The sequence below is a fragment of the Lactobacillus sp. OTU4228 genome (genome assembly GCF_001006945.1).
Classification (GTDB): domain Bacteria; phylum Bacillota; class Bacilli; order Lactobacillales; family Lactobacillaceae; genus Lactobacillus; species Lactobacillus amylovorus.
This window is the reverse complement of sequence record NZ_CDLD01000012.1, coordinates 195,736-214,581: the sequence shown is the minus strand read 5'-3', so window position 1 is coordinate 214,581 and position 18,846 is coordinate 195,736. Positions and strand designations below refer to the sequence as shown.

General features: G+C 38.2%; 16 protein-coding genes and 2 pseudogenes. 2 read left to right on the top strand and 16 right to left on the bottom strand.

Going from position 1 to position 18,846, the window contains the following annotated elements; genetic code table 11:
• Nucleotides 1–3: 3 nt before the first annotated feature.
• The 5 genes from BN1206_RS03320 to BN1206_RS09395 form a co-directional block, all read right to left on the bottom strand.
• Nucleotides 4–1,005: a type II secretion system F family protein gene (locus BN1206_RS03320; protein ID WP_052542909.1), complete on the bottom strand. Its 1,002-nt coding sequence runs from the start codon at nt 1,003–1,005 to the stop codon at nt 4–6.
• The gene (comGA, locus tag BN1206_RS03315; protein ID WP_014565692.1) at nt 974–1,948 is read right to left on the bottom strand and encodes a competence type IV pilus ATPase ComGA; all 975 of its coding nucleotides are present in this window, start codon (nt 1,946–1,948) and stop codon (nt 974–976) included. Before comGA ends, BN1206_RS03320 begins: the two co-directional genes overlap by 32 nt.
• 185 nt (nt 1,949–2,133) lie before the next feature.
• A complete protein-coding gene (locus BN1206_RS03310) occupies nt 2,134–2,862 on the bottom strand; it encodes a YebC/PmpR family DNA-binding transcriptional regulator (RefSeq protein ID WP_013437538.1) in 729 nt (242 codons plus the stop codon).
• Between the two features lie 59 nt (nt 2,863–2,921).
• A complete protein-coding gene (locus BN1206_RS03305) occupies nt 2,922–3,467 on the bottom strand; it encodes a VanZ family protein (RefSeq protein WP_013437537.1) in 546 nt (181 codons plus the stop codon).
• A gap of 127 nt (nt 3,468–3,594) precedes the next feature.
• Nucleotides 3,595–3,780, bottom strand: a complete 186-nt coding sequence (locus BN1206_RS09395) for a type Z 30S ribosomal protein S14 (protein ID WP_013437536.1) — start codon at nt 3,778–3,780, stop codon at nt 3,595–3,597.
• A gap of 382 nt (nt 3,781–4,162) precedes the next feature.
• Between BN1206_RS09395 and BN1206_RS03300 the strand changes: the two genes are divergently transcribed.
• Nucleotides 4,163–5,788, top strand: coding sequence for an APC family permease (locus BN1206_RS03300; RefSeq protein WP_013437534.1), 1,626 nt, complete (start codon nt 4,163–4,165; stop codon nt 5,786–5,788).
• Nucleotides 5,789–5,845: 57 nt separating this feature from the next.
• On the opposite strand, the gene BN1206_RS03295 is transcribed toward BN1206_RS03300, so the two are convergent.
• The 4 genes and pseudogenes from BN1206_RS03295 to BN1206_RS09710 form a co-directional block, all read right to left on the bottom strand.
• A complete protein-coding gene (locus BN1206_RS03295; RefSeq protein ID WP_052542908.1) occupies nt 5,846–6,793 on the bottom strand; it encodes an alpha/beta hydrolase in 948 nt (315 codons plus the stop codon).
• 138 nt (nt 6,794–6,931) lie between these two features.
• Entirely contained in the window at nt 6,932–8,407 is a 1,476-nt protein-coding gene (locus BN1206_RS03290) for a glycoside hydrolase family 1 protein (RefSeq protein ID WP_014565690.1), read from the bottom strand.
• Between the two features lie 82 nt (nt 8,408–8,489).
• Nucleotides 8,490–10,377: pseudogene (locus BN1206_RS03285) on the bottom strand (beta-glucoside-specific PTS transporter subunit IIABC).
• A gap of 127 nt (nt 10,378–10,504) precedes the next feature.
• A pseudogene (locus tag BN1206_RS09710) lies at nt 10,505–11,343 on the bottom strand (PRD domain-containing protein).
• Nucleotides 11,344–11,562: 219 nt separating this feature from the next.
• Here BN1206_RS09710 and BN1206_RS03275 point away from each other — a divergent pair.
• Nucleotides 11,563–12,696 (top strand): glycerate kinase family protein, encoded by a 1,134-nt coding sequence (locus BN1206_RS03275; protein WP_013437528.1) that lies wholly within the window; start codon nt 11,563–11,565, stop codon nt 12,694–12,696.
• Nucleotides 12,697–12,719: 23 nt separating this feature from the next.
• Here BN1206_RS03275 and BN1206_RS03270 read toward each other — a convergent pair whose 3' ends face one another.
• The 7 genes from BN1206_RS03270 to cdaA form a co-directional block, all read right to left on the bottom strand.
• Nucleotides 12,720–13,181, bottom strand: coding sequence for a low molecular weight protein-tyrosine-phosphatase (locus tag BN1206_RS03270; protein WP_013641689.1), 462 nt, complete (start codon nt 13,179–13,181; stop codon nt 12,720–12,722).
• On the bottom strand, nt 13,178–13,900 hold the full coding sequence (locus tag BN1206_RS03265; protein ID WP_013437526.1) for a hypothetical protein: 723 nt from the start codon (nt 13,898–13,900) through the stop codon (nt 13,178–13,180). The genes BN1206_RS03270 and BN1206_RS03265 overlap by 4 nt, the downstream gene beginning before the upstream one ends.
• Before the next feature lie 20 nt (nt 13,901–13,920).
• Nucleotides 13,921–14,727: a Cof-type HAD-IIB family hydrolase gene (locus tag BN1206_RS03260; protein WP_013437525.1), complete on the bottom strand. Its 807-nt coding sequence runs from the start codon at nt 14,725–14,727 to the stop codon at nt 13,921–13,923.
• Nucleotides 14,728–14,744: 17 nt separating this feature from the next.
• Nucleotides 14,745–15,560 carry a Cof-type HAD-IIB family hydrolase gene (locus BN1206_RS03255; protein WP_013437524.1) on the bottom strand — a complete coding sequence of 272 codons (816 nt, stop codon included), beginning with the start codon at nt 15,558–15,560 and terminating at the stop codon, nt 14,745–14,747.
• A gap of 98 nt (nt 15,561–15,658) precedes the next feature.
• Nucleotides 15,659–17,014 (bottom strand): phosphoglucosamine mutase, encoded by a 1,356-nt coding sequence (gene glmM, locus BN1206_RS03250; RefSeq protein ID WP_052542907.1) that lies wholly within the window; start codon nt 17,012–17,014, stop codon nt 15,659–15,661.
• A 28-nt stretch (nt 17,015–17,042) separates the two neighbouring features.
• The gene (locus tag BN1206_RS03245) at nt 17,043–18,002 is read right to left on the bottom strand and encodes a CdaR family protein (RefSeq protein ID WP_013437522.1); all 960 of its coding nucleotides are present in this window, start codon (nt 18,000–18,002) and stop codon (nt 17,043–17,045) included.
• Nucleotides 17,999–18,841 (bottom strand): diadenylate cyclase CdaA, encoded by an 843-nt coding sequence (gene cdaA, locus BN1206_RS03240; RefSeq protein ID WP_013437521.1) that lies wholly within the window; start codon nt 18,839–18,841, stop codon nt 17,999–18,001. The genes BN1206_RS03245 and cdaA overlap by 4 nt, the downstream gene beginning before the upstream one ends.
• Between the last annotated feature and the right edge of the window lie 5 nt (nt 18,842–18,846).

Below are 18,846 nucleotides of genomic sequence, written 5' to 3'. Positions count from 1 at the left end.
CTCCTAAATCCCCTGCATCATCGAATACATCGGTAACAACAATTTCAAATACATCCCAATAATGCAGACGCCAATCAAAATAAAACAAATTGGTTGTACATTCACGACCAGCTTCTCTACTTTTCCTGTTAAATCAATAAACAGACTGCGTCCCAAAACCAAGCATCTCTGACTCAAGCTCTTTCTTTCCGATCCCGTCTGCAACATGATCAACAAACTATTAGGCAAGAATTCTTCCTGCTTAATGATCTCTTCCAAGTTCTTCCCTTCAGCTAGTTGACTGCCAATCTTCTGACCCAAAGCCTGCTGCAATGATCCCTCTTCTTGTTCTGAAGCATATTCACACATTCGCTGCAATGAAAATCCACTAGCCAAAAGCATCCCGATATCATAGACCAACAAATAATTCACATATAGCTTAATAACTGGTCCAATAATCGGATACTTCACCAGCTTCTTCATCGAGTCATAATCTTGCTTATTCAGCAAAGTTACGATCTTGGCTAAAAAATAAATTCCTACTAAAACTAGACCTATCAATACCAGCATTACTAGATCCCCAGAATGTTCACTAGTATCGCTAAACTGCGTAGAAATAAACGATTGCAGGAACACCAGCAAAACCACCATCATAATTGCTAAAACAAACGGATATGACAGTTCCGATCGCAATTTCTTAACTTGTTCTTGTTTTAAGCGATTTAAAGTTGCCAGCTGATTCAGGCATTCCGTTAGATTTCCCTGCTGCAAGGCCAAATTAACCTGGGTCACCGTTGTCTTAGAAAAGCCCAGTTTCACTAATTCGCTACTAAAATTAGCCCCCTCTTTCATCCGCATTGCTAATTTTCCCATTAGTTCTTTTCTCTTAGGCCACAGAGCCGGCATTAATTCAATTGAGCTAATCAGTGAAAAACCATTATCCAAACTGTGCTTTAAATAATCTAAAAAAGCCAACTGTTCCTCGCCATTCAGCTTATCCTTGTTGGAATTGCCAATATACCTCATCACTAATTTCTCCTCCCTTCTGCAATAGGTGCATATTCTTTTGCCAATCAATGAATTCTCCGCGGATTTCCTGCTCCATCGCTTCTTTCAAAACCTCACCACTTGCAATATCAATCAAACATTTTGTCTGCTCATGGCTAGGCATTAAACGTTGATATGAAACTGCGGTTAAACAGTTTGCCAGTTCATCTTTTCTAATGCCCAGTCCTTCTAATCTGGATACCGTTTGCAGCGTACTTTTAGCGTGAACAGTTGCAAACACTAAGTGCCCACTTAAGGCCGCATCCACTGCTAGACGCGCCGTCCCAGCATCCCGGATTTCACCAATAATCAAGATATCCGGACGGTGCCGCAACGCTGCCTTAAGCAGGCTCTGATAGTCAATCCCGGCTTCATTATTGACCTGTGATTGCAAAAAAGTGGCTTCATGAACTTCAACTGGATCTTCAATCGTCATCACGACCTTATTCTCGCTCATTTCTTTAGCAACTTCGTACATCGTAGTAGTCTTTCCAGAACCTGTCGGGCCACTCGTAATGATCAATCCCCTGCGCAAAGCTAAACTCTTTATTTTTTCCAATTGTTCGTCCATAAAATACTGACTATGATCAATACCATAAATAATTCTGACTACTAATGATTCTTGATCGGAAAAATCACCCAAACTAGACAGTCTCAAATAGTACTCTTGCTCATCTGCAGTAAAAGTCATCGCGCCAACTTGCGGACGACGATGTTCTGCAATATCCATTTGAGCACTGTATTTAAAGAAGTTGATAATCTCTTGTCCCTCATTTATTGGAAAAGATTTTTGTCTTTCAACGCCCCTAATTGTTCTGAATTCGACCACTGTCTCTTCTCTTTTCGGAAAAAAGAAAATATCACTGACTTTATTTGCCACAGCAGAAACAAGCAATTCATTGATAATCTTTTTAGTTTTCATAAAAAACCTCCTTTTTCACCTCACACTATTTATTACGCAAAAAAAGGCGATTTTTTTCTGAGAAAAATAAAAAAATTTACAAATAGCTAAAAACATTGATTTAAAGCCATTTGTAAATTAAGCTAATATTAAATTAGGGCACAAAAAATAGCTTAGTCATCATGACCAAGCTATTTTTATTTTAATTAGTCTTCATCAGCTGCAGCAGTGTAGACATTTTGAACATCGTCGTTGTCTTCCAAAGCATCAACTAAGTGTTCAAATTGTTCCTTCTTATCTGCTGGAACAGGAGTGGTATTTTGTGGAATCATAGTTAATTCGGCATCAGCAAGCTTGTAACCATCCTTAATAAGAGCGTCACGAACTGCTGCAAATTCCTTAGGATCAGTGTAGATTTCGTATGCGTCATCGCTAGTTTGCAAATCATCGCCACCAGCATCCATAACATCAAGCAACATTTGATCTTCGTCAGCATCAGTAGTTGAACGATCAATTACGATGTAGCCTTTACGGTCAAACATGTATGCAACTGAACCAGTAGCACCAAGTGAACCACCATTACGAGTGAATGCAACCCGAACATCTGAAGCAGTACGGTTCTTGTTATCAGTCAATGCTTCTACAAAGACAGCAACACCACCTGGAGCGTAGCCTTCGTAAGTGATTTCGTCGTAATGTTCTTCTGATCCACCTTCGGCCTTCTTGATCGCACGTTTGATGTTATCCTTAGGCATGTTGTTTGAACGTGCCTTATCAATTACCATACGTAATGTAGGATTCCCATCAGGATCAGGACCACCACTCTTTGCAGCCATGTAAATTTCACGAGATAACTTTTGGAAAACTTTACCTCTCTTTGCGTCTTGCGCATTCTTGCGGCCTTGAATATTGTGCCATTTTGAATGTCCTGACATAAGGATCCTTCTTTCTTTTTTCTAATATTAATTAACGTTATTATCTTAACTCACAGTACTCAAAAATTCAATGGTGTCAAATATTTAAACTGTTTTTTCTTGGCCAGATATTTATTCCTAATAAAGAGGACAAGCATTACCAATAAAATTGCACAAAGAGCACCTAATCCATCAAGCATAACGTCATGGACACTAGGAGTTCGATCGCCCGTTAAAAACTGGTGGTACTCATCAAAAGCAGCTAATGCAATCGTGATAAACCACGTTAAAATCGGTGCCACCCATTTAATCTTAAAAATGCGGCGCATCCCTAAATAACCAAACCCACCTAGCAAGAAATATGATCCAAAGTGCGCCATTTTACGCAAAACAAATTGCGCAAGACCTGCTCGACCATCGACTTGAACATTATGCACGCGTCCGCCATAAGTAAAATTCCAACCGGCTACTATATTCTCTAGCCAACCGAATCGCTTATTCATGACTCCTTCATGAAGTTCCTGCTGCTGGTAAGTCATGGAACTAGAAACAAACAGCATCAAGATGACTAAAAAAGCCAACACTAAAAATATTTTTTCCCATTTGGTAAAGTGAAATTTATCCATTACAACTCTTTCCTATCAATCTTATTTCAATACTGTTTTTACTGTACCAAAAATAATGCTGTTAATTTTATAAGAAAAAATAAATCTTAACAAAAAAGACCTGAATTCATCAGGCTTGCTGTAATTTTTACCAACTAGCTTTCTTAATACCAGGGAGTTGACCTTTATGAGCCAAATCTCTCATGCATTCTCTGCAAAGACCAAACTTGCGATAAACGGAATATGGTCGACCGCAACGTTCACAGCGAGTGTATTCTCTGGTTGAAAATTTTGCTACTTTTCGATTACGAATAATTCGTGATGTTTTTGCCATAAAAAACCTCTATCTATGTTTTCTAACTCTTTCTACAGCAGGCTTCTTCTCTCTAGTTAAGAAGTATAAGCCTACAAAATAATACCGATTGCAATAATTTGTGCGTTCATTAGCATCCTCCCCTTTCACTTTCATTTTTGTGCCTCTTACTTTTTGTTAGTTTTATTATGCGTACTTATATTAAATAAGTAAAGTGTTAAATGCAAAATAGAAAGCGTTTTACACTGGTCCTAATAGTAATTAGTAGGTAAAATTTATAGTTGTAATAGGAGAGGAGTTCGAATGCGCGAAAAATTCAAAAATAAATCGCCAGTAATTTCTTCTGTTATTTAGCGGGAGTAAATAAGTTTTAGATTTAGATATAGAGAAGGATGAAAAATACTTGGACGATTTAACTTCAACAAATAAAATGAAAGCCATCACTTGGCCTGTTTTGACCTTGATGGCACTTTGTACTGTTATCGGCTTGGACGATATCATGTACAACTTCCAAAACCAAGGGATGCCAGTTATCACCTCTTGGATTATCATGTGTTTGCTTTATGTAACACCTTACTCATTAATGGTAGGACAATTAGGTTCTACGTTTAGTGAAGAAGGTGGTGGACTTTCATCATGGGTCCGCGGTACTGACGGAGAATTTTTAGGCTACTTTACTGCTTGGACATACTGGGCAGCCTCAATTCCTTATGCTGTAGACTCCGCTAACGAAATCATTGTCGACCTAGGTTGGGCATTGACCGGTTCAAAGGGATTCCAAGATAAAATTCCTACTACCATGTTTGCTGCTTTGACTTTCGTTGTGTTCATTGTTTTCATTATCGTTGAACACCACTTTGCCAACTCAATGGAATTCCTTTCCAGTATTGGTGGTGGTTTGATGGTCATTATGACTGTCTTGTTTGTTTTCCTTGCCTTTGTTGGTTTGGCAAAATCAGGCGGTCACATGGCTACCCAACCATTTACTTGGCACACAATCATTCCTAAATTCGACTTGCACTACTGGTCAACCGTCGGAATGTTAATCTATGCCATGAACGGGTGTGAACTGGTTGCACCATATGTAACTAAGATGAAGAAACCTAAGTCAGACTTCCCTAAGGCAATGATTACTTTAGCTATCATGACTGCTTTCTTAACTATCCTTGGTTCATTTGCACTTGGTATCTACTTTGACGCATACCACATTCCAAACGACTTGAAGATGAACGGTGCTTACTACGTATTCGACATGGTTGGTAAACAATTCGGTATGGGTAAATTCTTGCTTTACCTCTGGGCTTGGACATCATTATTGTTCAACTGTGCCTTGGTTGCCGTATTGCTTGATGCCATGACTAGAATGCTTATCTCAGACACCGGTGACAAGTACATGCCTAAGTTCTTACGTAAAAAGGATAAGAACGGCTTACCAATTAATGGTTACATCTTAACTGTTGCCCTTTCATCATTCATCATGATTTTAGGTATTTTCTTACCTGACATGAACGATATCTTCAACTGGTTGCTTAATTTGAACTCAATCGTTTCACCAGGTGTAACCTGCTGGATCTTCTACTCATTCATGAGAGTGAGAAAGAACTCTAAGAAATACCCATCAAAATATGTTTACATTAAAAATGATAAACTTGCTTGGCTTGTCGGTCTTGCCTTGTTAGTCGTTACCGCTGTAGCAACTATCCTTGGTTTTGCCCCACAAGACGTTAAGCATGGTAGCGGTCTTTGGTGGTACGAATTGATTATCAACATTGTCGCCGTAATTGTCTTAATCGGTTTGGGTGCCATTTTACCGGGCATCAGACGTCGTGAAGAGGAATACGGTATTGCCTTTGACAGATCGCAATGGATTTGGATGGGAATTATCATTATCGGTTCTATTATTCTTGACGTATGGCTTGGTAGTACCAAGATTCCTATGAGAATCGCAATGATTATTATTGAAGCTATTGTTGCCCTGATTGCTACTTGGCTCGTTGGTCGCAGAAAACCACAAAACGCTACTAAATAATAAATAGAATAGATAAAAAAATCATTAGATCATCTTGATCTAATGATTTTTTATTTTCTAAATATATTTATTCAAAAACTTAGCTACATGAGCTTTATATTCTTGCGGATAAGTTTCAAATGAACGCGCATGTGCTGCTTTTTTAGCAATCCATAATTCCTTAGGACCATTTTTTGCCTGATAATTTTGATAGACCATCTTAGTTGGTACAAAGTTATCCTTACCGCCATGAATAAACAGCATTGGTTGTTTATTCTTCTTGAGTTGGTTAACTGCAGATGCATCCCCTAAATAAAAGCCAAGGTTAGCTTTACTTATCCCGCTTAAGAGATCAACCGCACCACTAGCAACTGCGCTAGGCATATTGTATAAATCTTTCGCTTCATACAAGAATTCAGATTTAACACTCGAATAACCACAGTCTTCAACATAAGCTTTAACTTGTTTAGGCATCTTGATACCACTTGTCATCATAGCAGTCGCGCCACCCATACTTACACCGAAGATCACGATTTTCTGTTTTTTACCCTTTTTAGCTAAGTCCTTTTTAACCCATTTTCGAACGTCGTACTTTTCAGGCCAACCATAACCAATATATTTACCCTGACTTTGACCATGAGCACGAGCATCTGGAATTAAAACATTGTAGCCTAGTTGATGAAACATTGCTGCATATGGTGCCATTATGTCTTTATTGTTGCCAAATCCATGCAACAAGACTGCAGTCTTATTTGAATTCTTTTCTGGAATATAATTGGCATCAAGACGATAATTTGAAGAAGCAGATTTCATATACAAGTGTTCTTTTTTAGCTTTAGCATACCATTTCTTATTTTGTGCTAACGGATCCTTCTTTTGCTTGCTGGAATATTTATTTAACACGCTTTTTTCACCTGGTACAAAAGCAACATTGAAAAAGTATGCTTCTCCTACTCCAATTAAGACGACCAGGACTGCAACAACTATCCCTACTATCCACCAAACTTTTTTGTGTTTTCTATTCAAAATGTCAACTCCTATATAAAATAATATAGAATTAATTATACACTTTTGAATTTCATATGGTATATTGGCATTTTTCACAATTATTGCCTATACAAAAAAGAAATAATCAAGTCATCTCTTTTTATTTTAGTTATCTTATTAGTCTAAATCTTCACCGTGAGACTCGATAACCTTCTTGTACCAATAGAATGAATCCTTAGGAATTCTCTTAAGTGAACCATTTCCGTTATCGTCACGGTCTACATAGATAAAGCCATAACGCTTAGACATTTGACCAGTACCTGCAGAAACCAAATCGATACAGCCCCAAGTGGTGTAGCCGATCAAATCAACGCCATCATCAATGGCCTTTTGCATTGCTTCAATGTGTTGGCGCAAGTAATCAATCCGGTAATCATCATGGATCTTGCCATCAGCAGTCACTTTATCAACAGCACCCAAACCATTTTCAACTACCATTACTGGAATTTCGTAACGATCATAAATAACTTCAAGGTAGTATTGTAAACCAGTTGGGTCAGTTGCCCAGCCCCATTCTGAATATTTCAAGTATGGGTTCTTGGCGCCAGCTGCGAAGTTGCCGCCTACCTTGTCCTTTACTTCATGAGTAGTTACAACGTTGGACATGTAGTAAGAGAAAGTGTACATATCAACTTTACCTTCCGCCAAGTCCTTACGGTCTTGATCAGTAATATCAAGGTGAACATTATGTTCATCCCAAAGACGTTTAGCAAAAGTTGGATATTTACCTTTACATTGAACATCACCACAGTAGAAGATGTTCTTTTCCCAATCATGACGGCACTTCAAGACATCTTGAGGATCTGGAGTCAATGGGTAATCAACGATACCACAGATCATATTACCTACTACATAGTTTGGATCGATTTCATGGGCTGCCTTAACTGCACGAGCACTCGCAACAAATTGGTAGTGCAATTTTTGATATGCATGTTGGTAGGCCTCATCAGAATCGTTCTTGTTGCCAAACATGTCTAGCATCATTACTGCAGTATTAATTTCATTGAATGTTAGCCAGTATTTGACTAAGCCCTTGTATTCTTTAAACAAAACTTTAGCGTACTTGACATACATGTCGATCATCTTACGATCTTGCCAGTCATGATACTTTTCACTCAAATAAAGCGGATCTTCATAGTGAGAAATAGTAACTAAAGGTTCAATATCGTATTTCTTGCATTCTTCAAAGACGCGGCGGTAAAAGTCTAACCCTGCTTGATTTGGCTTTTCTTCATCACCCTTTGGAAAGATTCTTGTCCAGGCAATCGAAAGACGGAATGTCTTAAAGCCCATTTCAGCGAACATCTTAATGTCTTCTTTGTAGTGGTGGTAAAAATCAATCGCTACGTGGTTAGGGTAATATTCGTTAGGATCAATGGCACCAACAGCACCTTCTGGTAGACCAGCACCAGGAAGGCCCGGGATCTTGCCAAGTTTACCATTTAACTTATAAGTCAACATTCTAGGATGATCTAAACTACCGGCAGTCGTAATGTCTGTTACAGATAAGCCCTTACCGTCTTCATCGTAGGCACCTTCGATTTGGTTAGCAGCAGTTGCACCGCCCCATAAAAAGTTCTTTGGAAATGACATACTTACACTCTTTTCTATCTTTTTATCTATTTATTACTTAACACTTATCTTATCTGAAAGCGATTACTTTTGCAAAAAGTTGTTAATTCAATTGAACTTGACCATTTACAGAGACAGCTGCATCTGCTACTTCAGGAGCTTTAAGTTCAAGGATAGCTTGACCAACCTTTACATCGCCTTGAGCAATTTGCTTAATATCATCAAAGTCCTTTGAGTTAGTAACTACCATAGGAGTTGTTACAGGATAGCCAGCTTTTTTAATCAAATCAATATCAAACTTAACTAATGGTTCGCCGTCTTTAACTTCTTGATCTTTCTTAACTAAAGTATCAAAACCTTTACCTTGAAGGTTAACTGTATCCATCCCAATATGCATTAGGATTTCTGCACCGGTCTTAGTCTTCATACCGATTGCATGACCAGTTTCAAAGGTCATAATAATCTTACCGTCTGCAGGTGCATGAAGTACACCATCAGTTGGTTCAATAGCAACACCTTTGCCCATTGCGCCACTTGAAAATACATCATCTTTAACTTCTGAAAGTGGCATAATTTTACCATTTTCTGGACTAACTAAAGTTGAGGTAGCAACTCCTGGAGTTGCCTTTAAAGTTTCATTTACTTTTTCTTTTTCGCTTTGCTTTTTATCATATTCTGCGTCAACTGATTTCTTACCAAAGATCATTTGTAATGTGAAACCAACGATAAATGCAACTACACCGGCAATAATTACACCGATAATTTGAGTCATTGAACCACCCTTAGGGTTAATGTAGGCAGGAATTGCAAAGAATCCCATTGAAGGTAAAATATATAAAACTGAGTGGAAAGCACCAATGATTGCACCAGAAACCGCACCACCAATACAACTTAAAACAAATGGACGTTTTCTTGGTAAGGTAATACCATAAATAGCTGGTTCAGTTACACCAAAGAGACCTGAGAAGAATGCACCAGTAGCAGTTTCCTTAAGTTTCTTGTCTTTGGTTTGTTTAATGATTGCTAAAACAACACCAATTTGTGCGTAGCAGACCATGCAGGTCATCCCTAAAATTGGGTCATAACCAAGAGCAGCCAAATCAGCCGTAGTTACGTCAACGATACCCCAGTGAACACCGAAGATAACCAATACTTGCCAAAGTCCACCAAGAAATAAACCAGCAACAATTGGACTAAAGTGGTAGATACCTGACATTACAGCACCAATCGCATCTCCAACCCAGGTCATTACAGGACCTATTACAATAAAGGCAATTGGCAAGGTAATTAACATAGTAACTACAGGTACTAAGAACATTTGTACAACAGATGGAATCCACTTCTTTGACCAATGTTCAATACATTGAAGCAAACCAAACTGCGAATAAAACTGGTAACACAGTTGAAGTGTAGTTCATTGTGATTACTGGAATGCCAAAGAATGTTGTGTGAATTTGTGAAGCAAAATGAATTGATTCATGTGGAATCTTCTAGCAGCAGTTACACCCAAGAAAATTGGTAAAAAGTAGAAAATACTATCACCGATTGCGTACAAAATTTGATATGCGCCGGATTTTGTTGAAAGCCAGCTCATAGCCGCAGCAACCTTTGATAATACCACCGGCACTAAGTGAAGCTAGGATATCAGTAAAGATTCCTGAAATTAACGAAACGGCTTTATCAGCAAAACTAGAGTTATCATCTTCGCCATAGTCATCAGGCACTTCACCGCCACCTGAAAAGCCACCTTCTTTTAATACAGCATCATAAACATCGGCAACTTCATTTCCGATAACCACTTGATATTGCCCACCAGCTTTAACAACTGTTACAACACCATCAGTGTTCTTTATGGCATCATCGTCAGCCTTTTTTTCATCTTTTAATTTAAAACGTAAACGTGTAGCACAGTGCACTACGCTATTAACATTATCTTTACCACCAACATCTTTAATGATGGTTTTAGCTAATTGATCATAGTTCTTAGCCATGACTCTTTCTCCTCAAAATAAAAACCCAAGCTACTTAAAAACTAGAGAACACAAATAGTGTTCAACGTCTTTCAGTAACTTGGGTTCATGCCTAATTCTCTTAGTAACATACCTAAGTTAATAGATATTATTTTTCTTGTCTTGATGTCACTCTAAAGATGTGCAACACCAAATAAAATTTATCGTCTGAATCTAATGTCCAGCCCATCTTCGAATGTAAGTAAGTCGCAATTCGTTCTGCCGTATCGTAGGCTTTATTATATTTGATTTTCATAAACGATAATAATGAAGGATCTAGCTTTTAATTTGGATTCGGGTGATTTCTAAGCAACCTAACTAATAGTATCCGTAAGTGTGTGATAAAACGGCTATAGTTAAAAGAATTCGTATCTAGAGTAAGTTTATATTGGAACTGAATAATACTAATAATGCCGCTGATCAAATTAGTGATCTGCATTGTTTCCTGGACTTGCGCGTCGTCAGAGGCTGCGTTAACTAAGTGATATGTTATAAATGTCGTTTCACTTTTGGTGATTTAACGTTGAGCTCTCTGTTGATTAACGCGATTACTTTTTTGAAATTGCATATTCCTTGGGGAACAACTTCTTAACCTCCCAGTCATTATTTGCCGGGTCGATATCAATATGATCATTAATTCTGGTTACAGCAAAATCAATATGATCGGCTAAGGCTAAGTATTGATAATCAGAAAATTTAGTTTGTAGAAGCGGTTCAACTAGCTTCACAATTTGATTAGTTACATCAATTGTTTGAGCTGTAAACTCCTTAACTTGTTCTACTTCATCTGACTGCTCAGTTGTCACAAAACAGCGTTCAATTTTCGATTGATCAACATCTTGACCTTTTTTTAAGACCAAAACCAAATCCTTTACCTAGAACTATCTTTTCTGTGCCATCATCCTCTACTAAAGCAGCACTATTATTAAATGCTTTTAGAAATTTCATCACGAATCACCCTTAATCATCTGAGCTATAAAAAAAGCTACTACAAATAAGACTATACACTAAACGTATACTATCTTACTGTAGTAGCTTAGACCTGATCGAATCAGTAATCCGCTCACTTACAGTTATTATAATAGCCAATTTTGTAAGCGGTATCAACAATATTTTGTTAAAAAAGCAAAATGACGTAAAATTAAATAAAAAGAAGTGAGGACAATAATGAAATTCGTACTAGCACCCGATTCATTCAAGGAAAGCATGACAGCTAAAGAAGTTTGTCAGGCAATGGAAAATGGCATTAGAAAAGTATTGCCAGACGCAAAAATTATTTCGGTTCCCATGGCTGACGGCGGTGAAGGCACAATGGATTCTCTAATTGATGCCACTAACGGTCAAAAATATGCGGTTAAAGTTACCGAACCATTAGGTACACCAGTAACAGCTCATTATGGCATTTTGGGTGATCAAAAGACTGCAATCATTGAAATGGCAGAAGCCAGCGGCCTTTCCTATGTGCCACAGGATAAGAGAACTCCTGCAACTATTAAAAAAACTACTACTTTTGGTACCGGTGAATTAATCAATGCTGCTTTAAAGCACGATGTTACGCGAGTCATCATTGGCCTTGGCGGCAGTAGCACTAATGATGGTGGTAGCGGCATGGCCCAAGCAATTGGTGTTAAATTCTTTGACCATAATGATCACGAAATTACTCAAAAATTAGGTGGCGGCGATTTAAAACAAATTACCAGAATTGACACGATAGATATTAACCCCAAAATCAAAAAGACTAAGTTTTTGCTCGCTAGCGATGTAACCAATCCTCTGACAGGAACGAATGGTGCCTCTTATGTCTTCGGTCCCCAAAAAGGTGCGGACCAAGCAACAGCTAAAGAGTTGGATGAAAATTTAAGTCACTACGCAAAAATTATTGGTCAAAATATAGCACAAACTCCTGGTAGCGGTGCAGCTGGCGGTTTAGGTGCCGGTCTGTTGGCCTTTACTCATGCCAAAATCTATCCTGGCGTTAAGCTAGTTGCCAATGAAGTACACCTAGCTGAAAAAATAAAAGAAGCCGACTATGTTTTTACAGGTGAAGGCGGAACTGATTTCCAAACTCAATTCGGTAAAACACCATACGGTGTGGCTCAAATTGCTAAAAAATATGACGTCCCAGTTATCTCACTTGCCGGTTATATTGGTAAAGGAATTGATCATCTCTATGACAAAGGATTCACCGCTATCTTTGGTATTTTGGCCAAGGCCGAAAATATTGATCAAGCTTTAAAAGATGGGCCGCAAAATGTTGAACGTACTACCGAAAATGTCGTTCGTTTGATCGCCAAAAAATAAAAAGATGAGCAAAGCTCATCCTTTTATTTATCCTCCTTTAGCTTTTTGATTAATCCTTCGCATCCCTTATAAATCTCTTGATATGCCGTATCAAAATCATTGGTATACCAAGGATCATCAACATCGTCATATGAACCAGCGAATTCCAATAGCTTATGCTCTTTTCTTTGCGCATCCCCACCGGTAATTCGATTCATATCAGCGAAGTTTTCTTCATCCATACAAATTAAATATTCATATTCATCGTAATCTTTTGCTGTCATTTGACTGGCACGATGGCCACGGTCATAAGGCATTCTATTCTTTTCAAGTTCTCGTTGAGCACGTGGATCAATTCCTCTACCCAATGCATCTTGTGTCGTCGCCTTTGATTCAGCAACATACTGATCTTCTAACCCATTTTGCTTGATTAGATATTGCATAATTGCTTCTGCCATAGGTGAACGACAGATATTGCCATGACAAACAAAGAGAATTTTTTTCATTTCTTAACTTTCACTTCTTTCGTTACTTTTAAAAGAATCGGCCATAATATGGTAGTTGCTAAACCAAATATCAAACCAATCCAAACGCCTTGAGACAAGGTTACTCTAAGACCGCTATATACGTTAGCCTGCAGTACAGTTGTAATATCATTTGCGGCAATCCACAGGGCCATAAATGAACCAACTGATGCTATTGCGAGTGGAACCGGCGCTGACGCGCGACCAAAAGCAATTAGAATCGCTGCCAAAAGGAACAATAATGCAACCACGAAGATTGAATACTCATAAATAGAAATTGCGTGATAGACTTCGTCGGATTTTTCCTTTAATTTATGGTTGATTTGCTTGACCATATATTCATTAATTATTTCTTCCAGCTTGGTTTTACTAGATAAATTAAGATCTTTAGGCGTCAGTTTGCCTTGTTCATTATATTTTTCGCATGCTCGATATAAGTCTGCATAAGACATTTCTACCTGATATTTTTTAGGCAGTTGCTTTAACAGCGTTTGCTCTAATCCAGACGCCTCTAAGAACCTAACCCCATCTTTTAAATTAGGATTATCTGAATCAGCTACGACTCGATTTATGACTGCTTTCCCCATCGCTTGCGTATCATTAATTTTTAAACTGATTACGCTCGTTAACAACAAGAAAAAGGAAACCGCTGTACAGATTACCATAAGTACACGCAAAATAATCTTTTTCATATTCTTCATCTAATGTTCTTTTCTAACATTTAAAAAATAAATTTATCAATTGCATAGGCTATACCAGCTTCATCATTACTCTTGGTAACGAAATCCGCTTTTTCCTTAATTTCATCAATTGCGTTGCCCATGGCAACCTTCTTAAAATCAGGATTCTTAAACATGGACATATCATTGCCCTGGTCACCAAAAATCATGACTTCATCATCTTTAATGCCCAATTTTTGTGCTAATTGATGAACGCCTCGACCCTTTGAGGCTTCACGCTTATTGATCTCTAAAATCATTGGATCACTACGTGCAACATTATAATCCTTTAGCCACTCAGGAATATTCTGTTCCAATCTATCTAATTTATTTTTTGGTCCAGTATATTCAGCCTTAATAAACTGAAAATCTGCTGGAACTTCATCAAAATCCTTAACCACAAAAGGCGCTCCACTGACAGCAGACATTTTAGCCATTTTAGTAGATAATCGTCTGTCTAGCGTCCAATAATCATGTTCCTTCATAAAATGAAGGTTCACGCCTGGATTTTGCTTTTGCAGCTGAATAAACTTTCTAAATTCATCATAATCGAATTGATGACTAATTAAGACATTACCCGAAATAGATTGAACTAAGCCACCATTATAGAGTACCGCATAGTTGTCATCGCCATTTATCGCTAGTTCTCCCATGTAAGGAATAACTCCAGGCAGCGGTCTACCAGATGCAGGTACAACCTTTATTCCAGCTTCATCCGCTTTTTTTAAGGCCTGTTTGGTCTCTTCGCCAATCTGATTATTTGATTGTAAAAGAGTGCCATCCATGTCGACCGCAATTAATTTAATCATTTTATACCTGCTTCTGTTTACAATACAAACTTCTTAATCGCCTTAGCAATACCATTATGATCGTTATCATCAGTCACATAATCTGCTTTTTCTTTAATATCACTAATTGCATTGCCCATCGCAATTTTCATGAAGTTAGGATTTTCAAACATCGACAAATCGTTGCCTTGATCGCCAAATACCATGACATCTTTTTGGTTAACTTTAAGACGTGAGGCTAGGTCCATTAATGCATTACCTTTGGAAGCACCCAATGCATTTAATTCGATAATACTATCAAAACTACGTACGATATCATAAGAATCAAATGCCCATGATGGCAAGCTGTTCCATAATTTATCCACTTGGTCGCTACCTTCAACAGAAGTGAAGCCCACTTTATTGAAAGTAAAATCTTGTGGAATTTCTTTGCGCTCTCTAACCTTAAGTACGTTATTAGTCAAAGCCGCATTGATTTGCATTTGGACAGATAAATCACGGTCGCAGGTTAAGAAATACTTGGTAGTTTCAAAATGTACATCAACATGACTTAAACGTTGGAAACGAAGCATATTATTAAAGTCTTGATAGTCAAGTTCTTGACTCATTAATACACGACCGGAAAGACTTTGAACCACTGCTCCGTTAAACACGATGGCATACTGATCATCACCAGATAATCCTAATTGCTGTGTAAATGGCAAAGTACCTGAAAGAGGTCTACCAGTGGCCAAGACAACTTTAATGCCATTTTCAGAGGCAACTCGCAAAACTCTTTCTGTCTCAGGCAAAATAAGATTTCCACTTGATAATAAAGTTCCGTCTAGATCAACCGCGATTATTTTAATTGCCATTTCTATTCCCCCTCGACCTTTTAAAAATCACACATCTTTAATTATACAAAAAGCCGTGAGCTAACTCACGACTTTTTATTCACAGGTATTTTGTTTAATTATTTAGTACCCATTTCTTTTTCAACAACCTTAACGATACGGTTTACGTATTCATCGGTTTCTTCTTGAGTTGGGCCTTCTGCCATAACTCTAAGAAGAGCTTGAGTACCTGAAGGACGAACAAGTACACGACCATTGCCGTCCATGTCTTTTTCTACTTCAGCAATTACATCAAGGATTGGTTGGTGCTTCTTCCAATTCTTCTTGTCAGCAACCGGAACGTTTACTAAGCATTGTGGGTAGTCCTTGAAGTCTTTCAAAAGTTCGCTCAATGACTTGCCAGTCTTCTTCATTACTAGCATCAAGTGAAGACCAGTAAGCATACCATCACCGGTGTTGTGGTAGTCGCTCATAATAACGTGACCTGATTGTTCACCACCAAGGTTGTAACCATGTGCACGCATTTCTTCTGAAACGTAACGGTCACCAACTTGGGTACGAACATTCTTAAGCCCTTCCTTTTCAAGAGCCTTAGTAAATCCAAGGTTACTCATTACAGTAGTAACGATAGTATCCTTCTTAAGACGACCGTGTTCAGCTAAGTATGAACCGATTACGTACATAATGTGGTCACCGTCAACTTCGTTACCATTTTCGTCGACAGCGATACAACGGTCGGCATCACCGTCAAAGGCTAAACCAAGTTGTGCACCTTGCTTAACAACTTCTTTTTGCAAGTTTTCGGTGTGAGTAGCACCACAGTGGTCGTTAATGTTCAAACCATTTGGATGAGTGTAAATAGTAGTAAAGTCAACGCCACAGTCAGCAAACAATCTTGAAATAAGAGCACTTGAAGCACCGTTGGCACCATCAATAACAACCTTAATGCCGCCTAAGTCTTCTGGAATAGTGTTTTCAATAAATTGTAAGTACTTAGCACTACCTTCGTGGAAGTCAGTAACAGTACCTAAACCTTCAGCAGATGGACGAGGAAGTTTGTCTTCTTTAGCATCGATTAATTTTTCTATTTCGCCTTCCATTTCATCTGAAAGCTTCAAACCATCGCTACCAAAGAACTTAATACCGTTGTCTTCAACTGGGTTGTGAGAAGCAGAAATTTGCACACCAGCATCTGCACCTTGTGCACGAACCAAGTATGAAAGACCTGGAGTGGTAATTACGCCAACTTCAAGAACTTCAATACCTACTGAAAGAAGACCTGAAATAAGTGCGTATTCAAGCATTTGACCAGAAATACGAGTATCGCGAGAAACTAATACCTTAGCTTGTTCACCATCTTTTTTGTTCTTGGTTAAAACGTAACCACCGTCACGACCTAATTTAAAGGCCATTTCTGGAGTCAAGCCTTGATTTGCTACGCCACGAACACCATCAGTTCCAAAATATTTTAACATCTAATAAACAACCTTTCTTGCTATTTTATTAATTGCTTGAGTTTTTAACCTTAATGGATATTTGTACTTCCGCAGGATCAGCTCTTGCAACTCCCTTAGGCAATACCAAAGGATAATTTCTTACAGTTGACGAATCAATACCCTTTAAATCGACGTCCACATTTAGCTGATTGATTTTCGCTAAAACGGATTTTTGCCCATATAAAGTTACCTGATCTCTTTTAGCCGTTACGGAATAGACCTTATTATTCTTTTCATTCTTAGGTCTTAGATTCAATTTAACAGTTTTCTTAGATAGTGAAACAGGAAGTTTTGCAGTTGCAGTCGAAGGAGTAATGACCGCATTTAATTGTCTTCCCTTATTATCCTCAGCAACCAAAATCACTTGTCTTTCATAAGTGTGATTAATACCATTAGGAAGCGGAAGCTTAGCAACAATTTGATCAATTTGGTTTACTTCGCCCTTAGCACCGGTTACCTCCACTTTTTGTGGATCAACTGTGGGCTTGCCAATATTATATCCATTTGCAACAGCATTTTTATTATACTCTATTTGAACTGGCATGGTACGGGATTTTCTTTGTTCAATATCCACATTAACCGTTGCCGGATTAATCGTATATGATAATTGACTATTAAGTCCAGTAACTTGCACCTTAACGGTCTGCTTGCCTATTTTTCTATGAGTCAAATCGATGTAGGCTCTGAAACTCTGCGTGTTAACCGTTGAAGTAACTAATGCATTAGATCCTTCCAAAGTGATCTTCACTTTTTCTGGATAGCCAACAACATAATACTTGTCTGTATCAATTGAAACTTGCAAAGGTACACTGATTGTTTGAGTTTCATTGGCTGTTTCCCTTGTTTTTCTCGGTTCGCCTTGCGTTACAAAACCAGTTTGCGTTGAGTCAATATAAATTACCAATAAAATTGCAAATAGTAGTGAGACCACTTTAATAAACCAACGGTTATTCCAAAAATCTTTCATCGGTCTGCACCCCATTTCCAAACTTTGTTAATTACACGCTTGTACCAAGGAATCTTCTTTTCTTCCTTAGGAACCAATTGCGCATTGAGGTACTTCAGATATTCATCTCGTGAAAGGTCTAAAAGAAAACGACCATTCTTAGTAATAGTTACGCCACCAGTTTCTTCAGAAACAACGATAGTAACAGCGTCCGTTACTTCTGAAATCCCGACGGCAGCCCTGTGTCTTGTTCCCAATCGCTTAGGAATCATACTGTTGTCGGACAAAGGCAAATAGGCAGCAGCTACGGCGATGCGATTATTGTTGATAATTACCGCACCATCATGCAGAGGAGTATTTGGAATAAAAATATTGATTAATAATTCTCCCGTAATATCTGCATCCAGCTTAATCCCGGTTTCAATATAATCATCCAATCCTGTGTCCTGTTGAATTGTGATCAAAGCACCAATTCTTCTTTTGGACATATATTGAATGGCTTTATCCAATTCTTTGACCATTCTTACTGATTGATCATGTGGACTTTCGCCTCGTCCATTAAAAATTGGAGTTCGACCTAAACGCTCCAGCCCTCTACGAATTTCAGGCTGGAAGATGACAATAATTCCGATTACCGCCCACGAAACAATCTGATCGACGATATAGGTTACGGCACGCAGCTGGAGTAATCCTGCTACAATTCTAACGATGAAAATGAAAGCAATACCTTTAGCTAGTTGCACTGCCTTGGTACCGCGAATCATCATAATCAAGCGGTATACCAAATACCAAATGATTAATACATCTAACGCTATCGACAGGTTGTTCCATGTAAATAGATTAGAAACATCAAAATGCATTGAAA